Raw genomic sequence first — 17,347 nt, forward strand, 5'->3', positions numbered from 1 at the left:
TTTATTCCGGCTATATTGAGGATTTTAACATCGGCTTTAACACAAGGTATTGGTGGCGATAAATTAGGTGAACAAACTTTTAATATTAAATAAAAGTTTAAAAACAGAAAAAACACTTACTTTTACCAATTAATCCGAAAATTAAAGCAGCAGAATTGCAGAAAGTCAATACAATGTGTATAGAAAAGTGTAAGCAGGGAGTATCATTTTGATGAGTAAAGGAAGACTTGAGAGCCAAAATCTGCAGATTATTTGCTGCATTATCGTTTTTGTTAGTGGTGAACAATAACCAATAGGTGGTTTCGTATTATTAAGTTAACCAGAACATGGTCGTTTGTTTGTCTTTTACTATGATTTCATTATGATGCTAACCCATTCACAGCTCCCAGCTTTACATTATTATGAGGAAGGCACTGATTATTCAATAAATTAAGATGTATAAAATATAAAAATATGAAAGAACCGACCATGATTGATCGGTTCTTTCTTTTACCCCTGGTAACTAGTAAACCAGGCAGGCCTTTTATTTGTTGATTTACTCCCATTGTAAGCAAAGGTGAAGGTTATTTTTTGTTTTCTCAGCTCTTTTATCAAGTCAGTTAGCTCTTGATCGCCGATTAGCCATAGTGCTCCGCCTTTTTCTCTTTTATCAACCACTTCGTACCCTAGTAATAGATCCTAATGATACTATTGAAGTGCCAATTATGAATGCTGCTAAAACAGAAATAGCATTCTTAGTAATGATACTGCCGAAAAAATAAGACAATTAAGTAAGAGATACAGCTACTCAAAACTAAAAAAATAGTTCATATTAACCACCTTTGAATTTTATTACTAAATTATACCAAAAATACCAAAAAGTGAAATGTTTTATTTAGGTAAATATTTAAAGCAGAAAACAGCCTTCATAATAATAATAAGGCTTTTTTCGATATTATTTAGCAGAAGCTGCCTTTATAATATAAACAAGCTAAGAATAATCATAAGTGTATTGATTAAGTGGATAAGAGATTCATACTAAAAATTGGGGACCTCGCACAGGTATGATAGACAAATGTCGAATGGCAGATTGAATCAATGAAGCTGTCCAAAAACCATGTTACATAGGCACTTTCAAAGGGGGATCTTATGATTACAGTCAAAGAGTTTGCTGATGTATTAGAAAGGGATAATATTTTGCTGGTGAGCGGCGGCAGGCAAAATATAAATAAAGAAATCGCCTACCTAACAAGCATGGAACTGACCGAAAAAACATCCCGCATGAAAGAAAAAGGCTTTGTTATGACCACATTTCACGCTTTTAAAGATGTGAATCAAATCATTAGCCATTTAGAATGGATGCAGGAGATCGGAATCAGTGCTATTGGTTTTCATACAGCAGCATTGAAAACGATTCCGAAAGAAGTTATCGACTACTCCAATACCCATTCTTTCCCGCTTTTTGAAATCCCCCAAGAGGTCCCGTACTATAGCATCCACGAGAAATATAATCAGCTGGTAAATAAGAAGGAAAATGAACAGGCTTCGAAAATACATAGATTAAATGAAAAACTGATGGAAATTGTTCTCCTGGAAAAGGATTTGAACTCAATTGTAAAAGTAATAGGAGAATATATTAACAATGTTGTGTGCGTGCTAGATCCGTATTTTGATTTGATGGCGTATTGGAAAACGAAAGAGCAAACCAGAGATGAGATTAAGCACCTGATTAATTTAATCATAAACCAGCATAAAGAGAACGTGTTAAAAGTGCGCTTCACCAATCGTGAGACGAATATAGCTGTGAAAATGGATTCTCTTTCTGACCAGAATTTCAAGGTAGCCCCGCTGTTTTCTAAGATGAATTTTCTTGGCTATCTGATCATTTGTCAAAATGGAGCAGCGGATAAGTTTTCAGAAGAGGTCATTAAGAACGGAATACGTGCTTTAAGTTTAGCTGCCTATAATAAAAATACATTGCTTCATTATCAAAAGAGCAAAGATATAGAAATGCTTGAAGGTATTTTTCAAGGTGAGTCCGATGATAAAAATCTATCTGACTTTTATATGGACCTTAAGAAGGTAAGATGCATTTTCCAGGTGCAGTCCTCCACTCCGGAAACACTTCAGTCAAAGCTTCAAATGCTTTCAGAGAGTTTAATAGAAAATGAAACAAATTCGCGATTATGGATTTATAACAGAAAAATTGTCGGGGTGATCGATTCGATATTAGACAGAGAGAGGGTAGCGACCATTCTGACAAACTACTCTGGAATCCGTATCGGCGTAAGTGCGATAGATGAAGTGAACCATTGCAGTAAAATTAAAGTTATGTATGACCAATCATCAATTGGGCTGCTGCATGGCCACATTCATGATGCACAATTGGTGTTTTGGGATCAGATGGGGATTGAAAAAATCGCCTACAATTTACAATCCCATCATTTGTTTCAAAACTTTGATGAAGAATTACTGGGTCCATTGATTGCCTATGATCTGGAAAAGAATGCTTCCTTGACCGAAACGCTATATACATACTTGAAACACTTTTTTAATCTTCAAAAGTCGAGCAGTGAATTATTTGTGCATCCTAACACGGTAAAATACCGATTGCAGAAAATAACTGAATTAATGCAGGTGGATATTCAAAATCCATCCCATTATTCAATGCTGATGCTGGCCTTTTCCATATACAGATTTAAACAAAAAGCAGATCAATTTCAATAGAATTGTTTAAAAGGGACAAATTACTGTCTCTTTTTTGTTTGTAGTATACAATGATAAATAATCTTTTTATTGTTATGATTTTGAATAATCAAACAATAGGAGGGCTTCAAAATGCCAGCAGACACGAAATGGATATTAAAAGGCGGCAGCATTATTGACGGACTTAATGATGAGGTGCTGGAGAATTCGTACATCAAGGTTGAAAACGGAAGAATAACTGAGGTCAAAGAAGGGGAGCCAGGTGATACAGAAGGATTTGAAGTCATTGATTGTGCCGGAAAATATATACTTCCCGGTCTGATTGACTGCCATGTGCATCTCGTTTGGAATGGCAGTGCAGACCCGCAATCGGTCATAAAAAATGAAGAGAATGACAGAATCGCTTTGGAAGCCTACAAGCATGCATTGGATACACTGAAATTAGGCGTCACTACGGTCAGAGATCTGGGTTCACCGGATCGAACCGTATTGCATGTAAGAAATGTCATTGATTCCGGCTTGCTTTCAGGGCCTACCATTATTGCTGCTGGCGCACCTATTTGTATGACAGGCGGACATGTCTATTATTTAGGCTATGAATCTGATGGGCCGGACGAAGTTCGCAAGAATACAAGAAGGGTGCTCAAAGAAGGGGCGGACCTGGTGAAAGTGATGGCAACCGGCGGTATTTATACCAAAGGGGAAGAGCCCGGTTCCGTTCAATTAACAATAGAGGAACTGAGTGCGGCAAAAGAAGAGGCACTAAAGAAAAATAAGAAGGTATCTGCTCATGCAGATGGAATTGAAGGGATCATGAATTGTTTAGAGGTCGGGATTGACACAATTGAGCATGGAATATATGCAGATCGTCAGGCTCTTGAAATCATGAAAAATCAGGGTACCTTTTTAGTGCCGACAATGGCCGTCATGAGACAGCTTATAAGCAGCCCGGACATTCCGGCATATGCTCTCGAAAAAGCGAAGCAAGTTGTGGGACCGCATTTCTCGATGCTGCAGGAAGCTGTTCAAATCGGAGTGAAGATTGCGACTGGAACTGACTGTGGCTCTCCATTAACCCCGCCCCGCTATTATTACGATGAATTAGCGATCATGCATGAAGCGGGAATGTCGGAAATGGAAGTCATTAAAGCATCAACGAGTGTTGCAGCTGAATGTCTCGGGATTGAAGATCAGCGCGGCAGCATTTCTCCAGGAAAGTTCGCAGATTTGCTGATTGCGGACAGCAATCCACTAAATGATTTAAATAGTTTGCGGGGAGACAAGCTTGTGATGAAAAATGGGGTTTTGGTCAGCTGAAGTCTTCTGTAAGCTGAAACGGAAACTGCAATGGGGCTCTGCAAGTGCGGGGTCTCCCTTGGATAAATTCCAAAGAAAATTTAATAGGATACATGGATCACTGTTCCAAGATTAAATCTGCATTAAGCTTCCACACAGCCTTATATAAAAATAGTAAAAGGAGTGAGCTTATTGAACATTTATTTAGTTGCAGTTGTGATTTATCTGGTTTTCATGGCGTTAATTGGTGTGTATTTCGCAAAAAAATCGGTGAAAAACAGTGATGATTTCATGGTTGCAGGACGAAGCCTGCCGCTATTCGTCGTCATGGGTACTCTACTTGCAACGTTTGTTGGATCTGGAACTGTTGTCGGCGGGGCAAGCTTTATTTACCAATACGGACCGTTTGCCGCTATTTTTAATCTGTCAGGCGGAATTGTTGGAGCTATCATTTTGTATTTTATTGCTTCTAAAATCCGCCAGATTGAAATCTATACAGTACCAGATCTTTTGGAACGGCGCTTTGGAAAAGCAGCTCTTTATATATCATCCGTTATTATCATCTTTGCCTTTGTCGGAATCACAGCCTACCAGTTTACAGGCGGTGCCTATGTGCTGCAATTAACCACAGGTATTCCACTGGAAATAGGAGCCATCATTATGTGTGCACTGGTTATCTTCTTAACGGTAAGCGGCGGGCTATTTTCAGTTGCATATACGGATGCGCTTAGTGCCATTCTCATTATCATAGGCTTTCTATTCGGAGTTCCCTTTGCATTGAATGCTGTTGGGGGATTTGAAGGATTATCTCTTTCTTTGCCTGAAATGAATAAGACCTGGAATGGCGGCTTATCATTTCCTCAGCTTCTCGGCTTCTTCCTGCCATTGTTTTTACTCGTTCTGGGTGATCAAAACATGTATCAGCGATTCTCTGCTGCGAAAGATCCGAACGTAGCCCGGAAATCCACTATCGGCTTTTTTGTTGGCAGTGTATTTGTCATTAGTTTAACCATCATCCTAGCAACTACCTCCATTGTACTTTTCCCAGAAATCAAGCCTGATACAGCTATACTATCGCTCGCGATTGATGGTGTACCTTTAGTAATCGGATTGCTTATTCTCTGTTCAGCCGTTGCCTTTATTATCACAACAGCAACATCTTATCTTCTATCAGCATCAGGAAATATTGTCAGTGACCTAATCCAGCGCTCAAGTAAGAGCAAGCTGTCAGAAAGTAAACTTCTATGGTACAACCGCGTGATTGTTGTGATATTAGGAATCCTTGCTTATGTGTTAGGTCAATTCTTCCCAAGCGTCCTGGCCATCCAAATGTATTCGTATACGATGTATGGCGCGTCCTTAACTCCTGCCATTCTTGCAACCGTATTATGGAAGAATGCGACAAAAGCAGGCGTGATCAGCTCCATGCTTGTGGGTGGTTCTGCCACTATGATATGGGAAATCGCTCTTGACCGTCCTTTAGATTGGAATAGTGTCCTGTTTGCTTTGCCATTATCCGTTTTAACACTCATTATTGTCAGTTTGGCAACGAAAAATAAAAACGTCACAACAGATCTGACTACTGATCATACAATCTAAAATGATTTTTAAAGGAGTTGGAAAGCGTGGATTCAATGAAACGAATCAATCGATTAAAAGAGTATATGAAAGAACAAGGAATTTCTGCCGTATTTGTCTTTAATCCTGACCATCAATTTTATTTAACGAATTTTAAAGCTTTAATTTATTCACGGCCCATCATCTTTCATTTACAGGAAAAGACAGCCATGATTGTTCCTGGCCTTGAAGAAACCCATGCACTGGAGCATTCACATGCAGATGATGTCCTGGTCTATTATGAGCATCCTGTAGCCGGCAGGGATGAGACTTCGCATATAGAGCATATACGTGCATTGGTAAAACAAAGTCCTGACTCATCAAAAATTGGTGTGGATTTAGCGTTTATTCCGGGTGATGCACTTCTCTATCTTCAGCAATCAGGCTATCAGGTGGTTGACATCGGGCAATTCATTTATCAAATGCGATTTATCAAAGATGAAGAAGAAATCCACATGCTGGAGCAGGCAGGACAATTAGTGAATCTGGCAGTAGGCAAGTCATTAGCGCAAATTCAGGCGGGCATAACAGAAATGGAAATAGATGCAGCGGGAAATGCGGCGCTGTTTGAAGCAACTGCTGCAGAATATCCGGATTCAGTTATTGATGTAGTGGTTATGTCGCCTTCCGGGTTAAAACGAAGCATTATGCCGCACGTCTTCTCCAACACAAGAAAAATTGAAGCGGGAGATGTCATTATCCACAGCAGACAGGTTGGGCTAAATGGATATCGTGCAGAATTAGAGAGAACCGTCATTGTCGGAAAGCCGACACCCCAGCAGGAAAAGGCATTTCAGGCTGCTATTGAAGCGCAGCAGCGTGCGATTGATTTTATTAAGCCAGGTGTGAAATTTTCAGAGGTAGATGGTGTTGCCCGTGAAGTGTTTGAAAGGGCGGGACTTGAAAAATATGCGATTCACCGCACCGGACATGGAATAGGTGTATCAGCACATGAGCAGCCATTTTTGCGTTATGACCATCATGATGTGGTAGAGGAAGGAATGGCATTCTCAATCGAACCTGGGATTTATATACCTGAGGTTGGCGGTTTCAGACACTCTGATACTGTTCTTATTACATCTGATGGATGCCGATTAATCACAGAATACCCGCGTGATATGGAGTCACTGCTTTATTAACTTAAATATCAAACTTGAAAGGGAGAAGTATCACACTTCTTCCTTTTAAAATGATAGGAGGAACATGTGATGGAGTTTGTGATAACGAATGTACAGCTATTGTATGGGGAAGAATTGGATTGTAAGAAGGGGTTAGCACTTTGGATAAAAGATGGTTTGATCAAGGAAATGATCCCTGAATCCAAACTGCCAGCCGGCGTAAAGGTCATCGATGGAAATGGAGGATTTCTCGCTCCAGGCTTAATAGATTTACATATTCATATGATGTGGGACGGCTCATTAAATCCAGTTCAAACCTCTGAAACAGAAGGATATGAGCAGATGCTTATAAGGGCCGTTGCCAATTGTCAAACCTATCTTCAGCACGGAATAACGACTGTCAGGGACATTGGCTCCATCGATGACATTGCTCTGCATGTGGCAAAAGGAATCAAAAGGGGGCTTATTCCAGGTCCTGATGTGATAGCCAGCGGAAAAACCTTAACCATGACAGGAGGACATGATCCGTTCTGGGCAAGATTTGTCGATGGGAAGGATGAGGCTTTAAAGGGTGTACGCGAACAAATTTTTAAGGGTGCTGAAGTAATTAAAGTAAGTGCAACTGGCGGGGTCTATGGCAGAATAGAAGGGGAACAGGTCGGCAATGCAGAGCTTAGCCTTGAAGAGCAGGAAGTCATCTGTAATGAGGCACATCGCTTTGGACTCAAAGTGGCGTCACATGCGATTGGCCGTGATGGAATACTTAATTCGATTCTTGCTGGTGTGGATACAATTGAGCATGGTCATTTTCTGGATGATGAACTGGCTGTCTTAATGGAGGAGCGGAATACCGCCTGGATTCCAACATTGTTTGTCTACAAGCAAATTGCCACACAGGAAGGAATTCCATCTTATGCACGAAATAAAGCAGAGGAAATCGTCAGCATTCACCGGAATGCATTTGAGACCTATTTTAACCGGAATTTTATAATTGGGGCCGGTTCAGATGCGGGTTCACCATGCACTTCTCACCGTGCGCTGCTGGATGAATTGTATACCATGAATGGTATTGTTCCTGATGCGAAAAAAGTCCTTAAAACAGCTACAGTAAATGCAGGGAAAATCTTAGGACGTGACGTTGGGCAAATTAAAGAGGGATACAGGGCAAATCTGATTTTGCTTAAAGAAAACCCATTGGAGTGCCTGAGTAATTTAGAAAGTATAAAGATGGTTGTAATCAGGGGAGAAGCTGCTTATGAAGCATATCAATAAGAACCTTGATAAGCAGGCGAAATAAGCAGTGTCCAGGTGACTAGTGTCTGAAGGTGGATTTTATCTAGTAAAATATAATTTTAATATAAACACTTTACAGATAGTATTAACTATGTTAAATTCTATTTATCAAATGATTCTGAAATTTCAAAAAGATGGTGTAAGTAAATGAGTTGGACTGCTGGCCCATTTAAACAGGAACTTATCAAGGATTATAACAATATCAATCTTCTTTTGTTTAACATTGGCGTCAAAAGTCAAAGAGTCGAGTTTTTGGGGGATAAGATATTAATTTTCGCCAATCATAAGAGAATTCCATCTCTTAAACATTTGGACGAGATTAATCGCTTTGTAACCCGAATGACTGACATTGCCATCATAGATAGTTATAAGGAACATTTAAGGAATGTCCTGGAAGAAAAGTATGGGATGAAGGTACTTTCTATATTAAAAGACTATGATCCCGTTACTGAACTCTCAGGAACGATCATTACCCTGGATCGGGATACAAGTGCCTATATTTCCAGGTAATTAAATAATGGTGACTGGTCCATTGAACTCTTAAGAGTGCATAAAAACCGTCAGTACAAGCTTTCAGACTAGCGTCTGTTTGTTTTGTGCTGACGGTTTTTTTTATAAAAAAAATAGAGGAGGCAGCAACATTATGAAAACAGTAGAAGATGTATTGATTGCGCTGGATGAGCTGACAGGAGGAAGAGTGATTAAATCTCTAAACGATATTACGAGAGGTGAGCATCCCTTTGTCATCATGAAATCTTCCAACATTCCCGGGAAAGAGATCATTGAAACGCCAGGTCTTGTCTATGGCGATATGAAAAAAGAAGTAAAAAAAGTAGCAGTTGCCATGACAATGACAGAAGGATGTATCGAACTTGCCGGCGCCACTGGTGTCGATGCCATTGTTGCTCATCATCCGATAGCTGAAGCGGCTAATTCGGGTGGAGTCATCTTGAAAAACTATCTGGATTTGTATAATGTAGCTGCATTTGAATTGCATGAAGCCTTCCATGGATTACATCCTGGCATCCCATTTTTGCACGGCCATCAGGTATACCGGACAGAGGTTTCTTATGGAGGACTACACGGAAATATTTTATATGCAGGGAAAGTGCTCCCTGAGGTGAAAACGCTGGGGGATATTTTAACACGGCTGGACAATTTTATGGGTCTGAGAGATGAAGAGGAACTGTTACATACTGAAAAGGAAATACGCAATAGTTCATCTCTGTCTGAAACTAGTATAGTGACACGCGGGAGAATCGTTCATGGAGAAGAGACCAGCCCCGTGAACAATATTGTGCACATTTTCCCGCATACGGGATTTTCTCCTGAACATTTGCGTCAAGCGATCCAGGAACACCCGGAGGCTGACACAGTTCTCGCTAGCATTAGCCGGGTTTATGATGGACATCCGCTTATTGAAACAGCTAAGGAGTTAGGACTTAATTTTATTATCGGAAATTGCCATGTGTTAGAAATACTTGAAAATGGTTTACCTTTAGCTTACGCCTTAGACAGATTGCTGCCTGATGTTGAAGTTGTAGTTTTTCGGGAACGTGTGACTAGCATATCCCTAAATGAAATGGGATCTCCTCAGTTAAAGAAATATGCAGAAGAAATGGCTGAGGGTTATCTATTGAAAAAAACGGCTGTCCAATCAGTATAAAAAAGGAGTGCAGGTAGATGAGCGAGGTTAAATCTTTAGTACAAGAAAATCTAGAAATAGAAGAGAATAGTGTCCCGATTCCTTTAACGAGAAAATGGACACGAATTGAAGCAGTCGGTCTTGGTTTAGTCATCATCTCACTGCTGGTATTGTTAATCACGCCAGGTACATTAGCCGGGTTATTTACTTCCATTGTCGACCAGGTTTTCCCGGTCATCGTAGAGATATTTTTAACCGGTACTGTAGGGGTTTCCATTATTGTCAGTGTTATTATAGGCCGGGTACTGGAAAGACTGGGATTTACGGATGCGTTAATTCGGATATTCATTCCTGTTACAAAGCTGATGAAAGTGAATTCAGCTGTTATCATTCCAAGTATATATAATATTCTTGGTGATATTAATGCTGCCGGGAAAATTGCTGGACCGATCTTAATCCGTTCGGGAGCAACAAAAGCAGAGCAGAAAATAGCCGTTGCCACCATGGTTCAATCGCAGCAGTCTTTTGCTACTTTTATGTTAGGTATGGTTGCATTAACGGCTGTAGGGGCCAATGCCTTTGTCGTGGTCGTGCTGGCTGTTTTCATGCCTGTCATTGTTGTCCCGTTCCTGCTTTCTAAAACCATTTACCGGGATACGAAAGCTGTCCAAATTGCAAAGCTGCCTCAATTTACGCCGAAGACTGGCTTTTTACCCACTTTGTTTAATGGAGCCAGGGAGGGAGCAGAGCTTTTATTCCTTCTCATTATACCGGCTGCCGCCGTCGTGTTTGCTGCTATTGGCGTTCTCGATTATATCGGCATATGGTCAAAATTTGAATCCGGCCTATCAGCCGTTTTGTTAGCTCTAAATATTCATCCTGAGACCGGAATTCTCTCCATATTAGCAAGCCCGGCGCTGGCCATGGCCCAGTTATCGGAAGTTGCTGGTTCTTTGGATCCGCGTTTGGTCATCGGATCCTTCGTATTAGCTTCATCCGGCTTGCCATTGTCTACAATCTTTGGTCAAATTCCGGTTATATGGGCAGCTAATTCTGATCTTAGTGAAAAGGAAGCAATGGGAGCGGCTGTACTAGGAATCGTCATGCGTATATTCACAGCCTTTTTGATTGTTTATTTCTTAACGCCGATATTGGTTTAATGCTCGGAGATTAAATTTTACCCAGTAAAAAAGAAAGATCGATAAAAAATTGATCTGGAGGGATCCTTTCAAATGATTGGGGATCCAGGTGGAGCTCTGTTTTTCTTAAAAGATTGTTTTCCTTGCTCCATAAGAAAAGAACGGCTGTTTGATGAATGGGTTCCATAATCCCTCTCATCGGCGCAATAAGTTCAATTTTTAGATCATTCAGGGGAAAGGCAGGCCGGCAAATAAGCCTACAAGGTGTTGTTTGTATGGGTTCATAGTGATTTATTGTATGATCAGACAAATGATGAATCCTCCCGGTGGCTGCAATTCTTTTATCAGGGAGAATCAGTCCAGATTCATGATAGATATCTCTTCCGATGGAGGAAGGGATCTTTTTTTTGTTCCATAAAATGGACATCGAAAAAGTGTAGCCAGGCAAAATCGTCCATGCTCTTTTGGCTATTAGTTCAAATCCGATAAAGGACATGGCTATCCCTCTTTCCTGCTGCTCAATACTGATGTTTATGCTCGAGAAGGAAAAAATATCTACTATGTCTCCATCGATTATTTATGATAGCTATTACTCACGAATCCTCTTTTTGTTGAGAACTGATCTGTTAAGATAGCAATCCCTTGGAAAACCGCCTTAATAAAAATAATTTAGCCTTTCTGCAGTATGCAAAAAAGTATGCTGTTTTTCTTTTTCTACCCACCCGATTTTTTGTGCACCTTCCTTGTTATGATTGATGTGTACCAGATAATTGGTAAAGAAATGGAAGGGGAGTTGTATTTATGAGAACAAAAGTGTTAATGGGGCTAATGCTTGTTCCATCAATTTTATTTGCCATGACCGGTTGCGGAAGTGAGGAGGATCCTGAAACATCAGTGAAATCAGCAGAAGCAGATTCAACTGATGTAGCAGCTGTTGAAGAGAAAGAAGAAGCTGCTGAAGAAATGGAGTCACAAGAAGAGGTTGAAGAAGCAGTGGACCCTGGTGAAATGTTCTCTCGTTTTATGGCTGAAAAAAACATTCAATTAAAAGCAAGAGATATACAGTTTGATATGCAAAATAATTTAGATCAGCAGTTTGCCATAATGGGAAATGCGAGTCTTGATACGTATTACAACTATGGATTTAGCAATCTGGAACAATCCCATTTTGCTGTCAGTATAGAGGACGAAGGTGCAGGGTATGCTGACCGCTGGGTTTTGTACTTTGACCGAGTAAAGTTTTCTAATTTGTATGAAACACTGAAAAAAGGTGACACCTATTTAGCAGCAGCGGCCACAATCCCAAAAGCACAATATGAAGATGGCCAGGATGAATTGGCGCTGGGTGTTGAATTTGAGTTAATGGGAGGAGAATCTGCTGCTCCAAATGAAGCAGGTTCAGTTGTCCAGGCAGCTGAAGAATATAAAACCCAAAAAGGTTTGAATCTGGTGGCACAGGATGTTTTGTATGATATGAAAAATCATTTGGATAAAGAGTTTTTAATCTCAGGTACCGCCAGTCTGGATACGTATTATAACTATGGTTTTAATGCTCTTGAAAAAACTCATTTTGCCGTAGGGGTATGGGATGAGTCAACAGGAGGAAAATGGACCGTGTACTTTGACAGGGAAGAATTTGCTGATCTATTTGAAACACTGAAGCAAACTGAAGAGTACGTAACCATTACCGGAATTATTCCCTCATCCTTATATGAAGATGGGCAAGGGGAATTGGCAAAGGGACTGGATATCAGTATTGGAACTGGGTATTAAATAATTTATCTAAAAGGGGAGTTCAAACGATGAAAAAGGTTATTGTATTTATGTCAGTTATGATGGTTTTGTTGAGTGCATGTTCAGAAAGTGAAAAGACAGCAGGTGAAAAAGAGACTGTTACTGAAAAAACAACGGAGGAAAGTGAAGCTGTTGAAGTTGATAAAGGCCTGCTAAATGTTGAGGTAACCTTGCCGGCTTCCATGTTTGAAGGAGAGGATGCAGATAGCTCAATTGCAGAAGCAGAAAAGGAAGGCATAAAAGTCACCAGGAATGACGATGGCTCAGTCACGTATAAAATGTCTAAAGCTAAGCATAAAGAAATGATGAAAGAAATGGAAACAGAGCTGCAGAAAACCATTGCCGATACGAAGAATGGAGAAGATTACCCATCCGTAAAAGAAGTTACGAATAACAAGGATTTTTCAGAGTTTACATTGGAAGTCGACAGAGAAGCCTATGAAAATAGCTTTGATGGATTTGCGGTGTTTGGACTGGGACTTTCCGGAATGTTTTATCAACTATTCAACGGTGTTGATCCTGAGGACTATGAAGTGAAAATCCTGGTGAAGGATACTGCGACAGGCGAGATATTTAATGAGGTCATATATCCGGATGCGTTGGAAGAGGCAGGGGACGAATCATAATATAATAAATAAACATAGGTAATAAATATAGGGGCGGTTTCTGGCGACTCACTCTGATGCGTAGGAACCGTCTCTATGTTTCCATAGTTGTTGCATGAATGATAAATATGTGATTTAATGAATTATAAATCGTAACAATTACGATTTGTTTGCGAATAAGGTAAATTTCAAAATAGAGCGAAGGTATAGATAACAGCCTTGTCTTAAGAAAGAGAGCCAAACAGAAGGAGATTGAAGGATGACAGAATTCTGGGAATCAAGTTTTATAGAAAAGCAGACGATGTGGGGATTTGAACCTTCAGACTCAAGCATTTTGACTAAGGATTTTTTCCTTGAACAGAAAGTGAAGGATATTTTAATTCCCGGTTTTGGATATGGGAGAAATGCGAAGGTTTTTATTGACAATGGAATAGATGTAACAGGTATTGAGATTTCAAAAACAGCGATTGAATTGGCAAGAGATAATGGGCTTACAATGCCTATTTTTCATGGTTCCGTAACCGATATGCCTTTTGATGACAAGCTTTATGATGGGATATTTAGTTATGCGCTTATACACTTATTGAATAAGCGTGAAAGAGAGAAGTTCATTCACTCCTGCTATAATCAGTTAAAGCCAAACGGATATATGATTTTTACTGCGATTTCAAAAGAAGCCCCAATGTATGGAAAGGGTAAACAATTGGGTAAAGACTATTTTGAGATCATGGACGGAGTAAAAATGTTTTTCTATGATTCCGACTCAATTAAACAGGAATTTGGACAATATGGACTGATCGAAATCTCGGAAATAGTGGAGCCGCATAAGGACAATGAAACGAAACCTCCATTTACATTTACAATAGTAAAATGTCAGAAAAAATGATTAACAGAATTGCACAAACTTTTCACTAAGGCTTGTAAAAAAGCAATAGGATTTCCTTTTAAACCAAAATGCCTGCCTATTAATAAAGGCAGGCATTTTTTAGAACGTATAACAGCTTAGGAAAATAGAATCTATCTCTTAACACATGATTAACAACTAATCACCTGTCCCTCCTTTTGAATAATCTATCATGAAGGAGGTGAACTGTAATGTTAGGGGATTCGAAAGATAATCAGTCAAGCTGTTCTTCAGGAAGAAGAGTTAAATCATTATTTCCACAAATAGAAATTGTGCCTAGAAGTAATCCGGGAGACACTTCAGACGACAACTGCGAGTATTATTGTATCGGCTATGTTTGTGTTAAAGTCTGCTATGGAGAATAACCAGCTTAATTAGACCATGAGCGTGTTTTGCGCTCAGGTATACATAATAGCACAGGTACTGGTCGTGGTTGGATATACTTTATGACTTAACATTCAGTTAGCGGTATTAATTGAATTTTACCTGGAGGACGATGGTTCCAACACGCAACTCCCTATAATTACTTCCTCTATTCATATATAATAAAAGCAATTCTAATTACAAAAATAGGTGAACAATTCATGAATACAACGATCAAAGATATAGCGAAGCTTGCCGGTGTGGCGAAGAGTACTGTTTCCAGGTATTTGAATGGCGGCAATGTAAGTGAACAGACGAAAGCCAGGATCAGAAAAGTAATTGAGGAAACGAAGTATGAGCCTAATTCGTTTGCGCAAAGCCTGAAGGCAAAGAAAACGAACTTTATTGGGGTAATTGCTCCTACACTTGATTCTTATGTAACATCGACGGTGCTGATGGCCATTGATGAACAACTGAGAAAGCGTGATTATACCACGTTGATCATTAGCACAAGCAAGCATGTGGACCGGGAAATCGAAAGCCTGATCAGCTTGTCCCGCCAAAAAGTGGACGGCATTATTCTGATTGCAACAGGGGTAACGGAAAAACACATCGAGACGATTAATTCCATTCAAATACCAGTCTTAATCGTTGCCCAGGAAGTTGATCAATGCACCTGCATTATTAATGATGATTATCTGGCAGGTTTTAAAATGGGCCAGTATGTTGCAGAAAGAGGACATCGCGCAGTAGCATATATTGGGGTAACGGAAAGTGATATAGCCGTAGGGCAGCGCCGAAAGCAGGGAATCATGGAGGGGTTAAAGACTGCCGGAGTCTCTGATGTTAAAACCTTTGAATCCCAGTTTGATTTGCAGGATGCAGCCAGAGTTACACAGGAAGCGCTCGAGGACTGCTCGCCGACAGCCATCATTTGTGCGACTGACACAATCGCGTTTGGGGCGATGAAAACAATCTCGAAACTGGGGAAAAAAGTGCCGGAGGATTTTTCAATCGCAGGTTTTGGGGGATACAATATTTCAGAAGTCATTCATCCTTCCCTAACGACCATTCGCTTTAAAAATGAAGAGACAGGTGTAATGGCTGCCGAGACGATTATTAAATTGACGAACGGGGAAGAAGTCACGCCATTACAGGTTTCCGGGTTTGACTTTATTGAAGGTGAGAGCGTGAAAAGTGTAAAAAGCTGATAACGTTTTCAAAAAAGGGTTGTTGAAATTTGAAAATTATACTATAATCACATCAATGGAACCGGTTCCCGCACAACGAACCCATGTAAGGGTAAGAAGCGGGTCATTTTTTGAACGGAAAAGGAACCGGTTCCAAAAACCAAAACAACATACATGACTATTTTTTTATCCAGAAATGGAACCGGTTCCGTTACTGAATAAAGGGGAGGAAATAGACAAATGGCAAACATAAAATCCAAATACCTGCCTACAGTCCAAGAGTTGCTAAAATTAATTGGAGGGAAGGAAAATCTTCAGGGTGCAGCCCACTGTGCCACAAGGCTGCGGCTCGTTCTGAAGGATAATTCCCTGGCAGACACAAAGGCAATCGGTGAGCTTGACCATGTAAAAGGATCGTTTGTAGCAGGAGATCAGCTGCAGATTATCTTTGGGGCGGGTACGGTTAATGATGTGTACGCTGTCTTCACAGAAGAAGCGGGCATTACAGGGATGTCGCTTGGCGACGTAAAAGAGCAATCTGCCCAGAAGCAGAATGCTTTCCAAAAAGGAATCAAGGCTTTATCAGATGTGTTTGTTGAAATCATTCCAGGCTTATTGGCCGCTGCGCTTTTGATGGGGGTAACAGGACTTCTCAGCCAGGAAGGAATTTTCGGTGAACAGTCGGTGGTTGAGATGTATCCGGCCATAGCTGGTTTTAATCGTTTTATCAGCATCATGTCAACCGGGATCTTTACGATTCTTCCATTGCTCGTTGTATATTCGGCGACAAAGCGTTTTGGCGGCAACCCGGTTCTCGGGTTAGTGCTTGGTGCGATTATGCTTCACCCGGATCTTGCAAACGCTTATTTAGTTGGAAACGGAACGGTCGAACCGGAAGTCATCAGCTTATTTGGCTTAAAGATTTCACTTGTTGCGTTCCAGGGCGGCATCATCATTGCTTTATTAATGGGGCTTGTTGTGGCAAAGCTCGACCAATTTTTCAGCAGGAAAGTTCCGGATATTATCAAGCTTTTCCTTGCGCCATTTCTAACAATTGTCGTTTCTGGTTTTCTATTATTCTCGGCTATTGGCCCATTTGGCCGATTGTTATCAGATGGAATTACCGCTGGTCTGATGTGGAGTGTCGATAACTTAGGGATTGTCGGGTTTATGCTATTTGCAGGGATCCAGCAGGTGATCGTTATTACCGGCCTGCATCATGTGATTGGGGCGGTTGAAGCACAGCTGATTGCTGACACAGGATCGAACTTCATTATGCCGCTGATGTCGGTTGCTTTAATGGGACAGGGCGGAGCAGTGCTTGGGTACACTTTGGTTCTTTGGAAAAATGATAAAGCCAAACAGATTGGCATTTCAGCGTTTGGTTCGACAATGTTTGGAATCTCTGAACCTGCACTGTTTGGGGTTAACGTGAAATATAGATTTCCGCTCGTTATGGGCTGTTTGGGCGGTGCCATCGGCGGAGCGTATGTATACATGACTGGAGTCAAGGCATTAGGGTTTGGTGCGACTGCACTGCCTGGATTCGCAATAGTCGCGGCACAGGGAAACGGACATATCAACTACATTATCGCCAATGTACTTGCCTTAGCAGTTGGTGCGGTTCTGACAGTTGTGTACTTTAAAGTAAAAAAACCAAACTTAGATTAATAGAAGGGGAGGGAGAAATTCCTCTCT

14 protein-coding genes are annotated in these 17,347 nt (G+C 40.6%); 13 read left to right on the plus strand and 1 reads right to left on the minus strand.

Translation table 11 applies throughout. The annotated features are described in order from the left end of the window. The first annotated feature begins 1,128 nt into the window (after positions 1–1,128). From PBF_RS10380 to PBF_RS10415, 8 genes are all read left to right on the plus strand, one after another. Positions 1,129–2,706 carry a PucR family transcriptional regulator gene (locus tag PBF_RS10380; RefSeq protein ID WP_035329677.1) on the plus strand — a complete coding sequence of 526 codons (1,578 nt, stop codon included), beginning with the start codon at positions 1,129–1,131 and terminating at the stop codon, positions 2,704–2,706. A 111-nt stretch (positions 2,707–2,817) separates the two neighbouring features. After that, complete coding sequence (locus PBF_RS10385) at positions 2,818–4,002, plus strand: metal-dependent hydrolase family protein (RefSeq protein ID WP_035329678.1); 1,185 nt, start codon at positions 2,818–2,820, stop codon at positions 4,000–4,002. Between the two features lie 171 nt (positions 4,003–4,173). Further along, positions 4,174–5,580, plus strand: coding sequence for a sodium:solute symporter family protein (locus tag PBF_RS10390; RefSeq protein WP_035329679.1), 1,407 nt, complete (start codon positions 4,174–4,176; stop codon positions 5,578–5,580). A 35-nt stretch (positions 5,581–5,615) separates the two neighbouring features. Then, on the plus strand, positions 5,616–6,737 hold the full coding sequence (locus PBF_RS10395) for a M24 family metallopeptidase (protein WP_235192246.1): 1,122 nt from the start codon (positions 5,616–5,618) through the stop codon (positions 6,735–6,737). A gap of 69 nt (positions 6,738–6,806) precedes the next feature. Next, on the plus strand, positions 6,807–7,988 hold the full coding sequence (locus PBF_RS10400; RefSeq protein WP_035329681.1) for a metal-dependent hydrolase family protein: 1,182 nt from the start codon (positions 6,807–6,809) through the stop codon (positions 7,986–7,988). 168 nt (positions 7,989–8,156) lie between these two features. Next, complete coding sequence (locus PBF_RS10405) at positions 8,157–8,519, plus strand: Na-translocating system protein MpsC family protein (protein ID WP_035329682.1); 363 nt, start codon at positions 8,157–8,159, stop codon at positions 8,517–8,519. Between the two features lie 133 nt (positions 8,520–8,652). Continuing rightward, positions 8,653–9,675: a Nif3-like dinuclear metal center hexameric protein gene (locus PBF_RS10410; protein WP_035329683.1), complete on the plus strand. Its 1,023-nt coding sequence runs from the start codon at positions 8,653–8,655 to the stop codon at positions 9,673–9,675. Positions 9,676–9,692: 17 nt separating this feature from the next. Continuing rightward, positions 9,693–10,814, plus strand: coding sequence for a hypothetical protein (locus PBF_RS10415; protein ID WP_035329684.1), 1,122 nt, complete (start codon positions 9,693–9,695; stop codon positions 10,812–10,814). A 10-nt stretch (positions 10,815–10,824) separates the two neighbouring features. Here PBF_RS10415 and PBF_RS10420 read toward each other — a convergent pair whose 3' ends face one another. Beyond that, positions 10,825–11,289 carry a hypothetical protein gene (locus tag PBF_RS10420; RefSeq protein WP_035329685.1) on the minus strand — a complete coding sequence of 155 codons (465 nt, stop codon included), beginning with the start codon at positions 11,287–11,289 and terminating at the stop codon, positions 10,825–10,827. A 305-nt stretch (positions 11,290–11,594) separates the two neighbouring features. Between PBF_RS10420 and PBF_RS10425 the strand changes: the two genes are divergently transcribed. The 5 genes from PBF_RS10425 (at position 11,595) to PBF_RS10450 (ending at position 17,320) form a co-directional block, all read left to right on the plus strand. Next, positions 11,595–12,566: a hypothetical protein gene (locus PBF_RS10425; protein ID WP_035329686.1), complete on the plus strand. Its 972-nt coding sequence runs from the start codon at positions 11,595–11,597 to the stop codon at positions 12,564–12,566. A 29-nt stretch (positions 12,567–12,595) separates the two neighbouring features. After that, a complete protein-coding gene (locus PBF_RS10430; protein ID WP_035329687.1) occupies positions 12,596–13,213 on the plus strand; it encodes a hypothetical protein in 618 nt (205 codons plus the stop codon). Positions 13,214–13,451: 238 nt separating this feature from the next. Further along, complete coding sequence (locus PBF_RS10435; RefSeq protein ID WP_035329688.1) at positions 13,452–14,078, plus strand: class I SAM-dependent methyltransferase; 627 nt, start codon at positions 13,452–13,454, stop codon at positions 14,076–14,078. 602 nt (positions 14,079–14,680) lie between these two features. Beyond that, on the plus strand, positions 14,681–15,670 hold the full coding sequence (locus PBF_RS10440; protein WP_035329689.1) for a LacI family DNA-binding transcriptional regulator: 990 nt from the start codon (positions 14,681–14,683) through the stop codon (positions 15,668–15,670). 219 nt (positions 15,671–15,889) lie between these two features. Next, positions 15,890–17,320: a PTS transporter subunit EIIC gene (locus PBF_RS10450; RefSeq protein WP_035329691.1), complete on the plus strand. Its 1,431-nt coding sequence runs from the start codon at positions 15,890–15,892 to the stop codon at positions 17,318–17,320. Positions 17,321–17,347 lie beyond the last annotated feature (27 nt).

It is taken from the genome of Cytobacillus firmus DS1 (assembly GCF_000565285.1).
GTDB classification, from domain to species: domain Bacteria; phylum Bacillota; class Bacilli; order Bacillales; family Cytobacillaceae; genus Cytobacillus; species Cytobacillus firmus_A.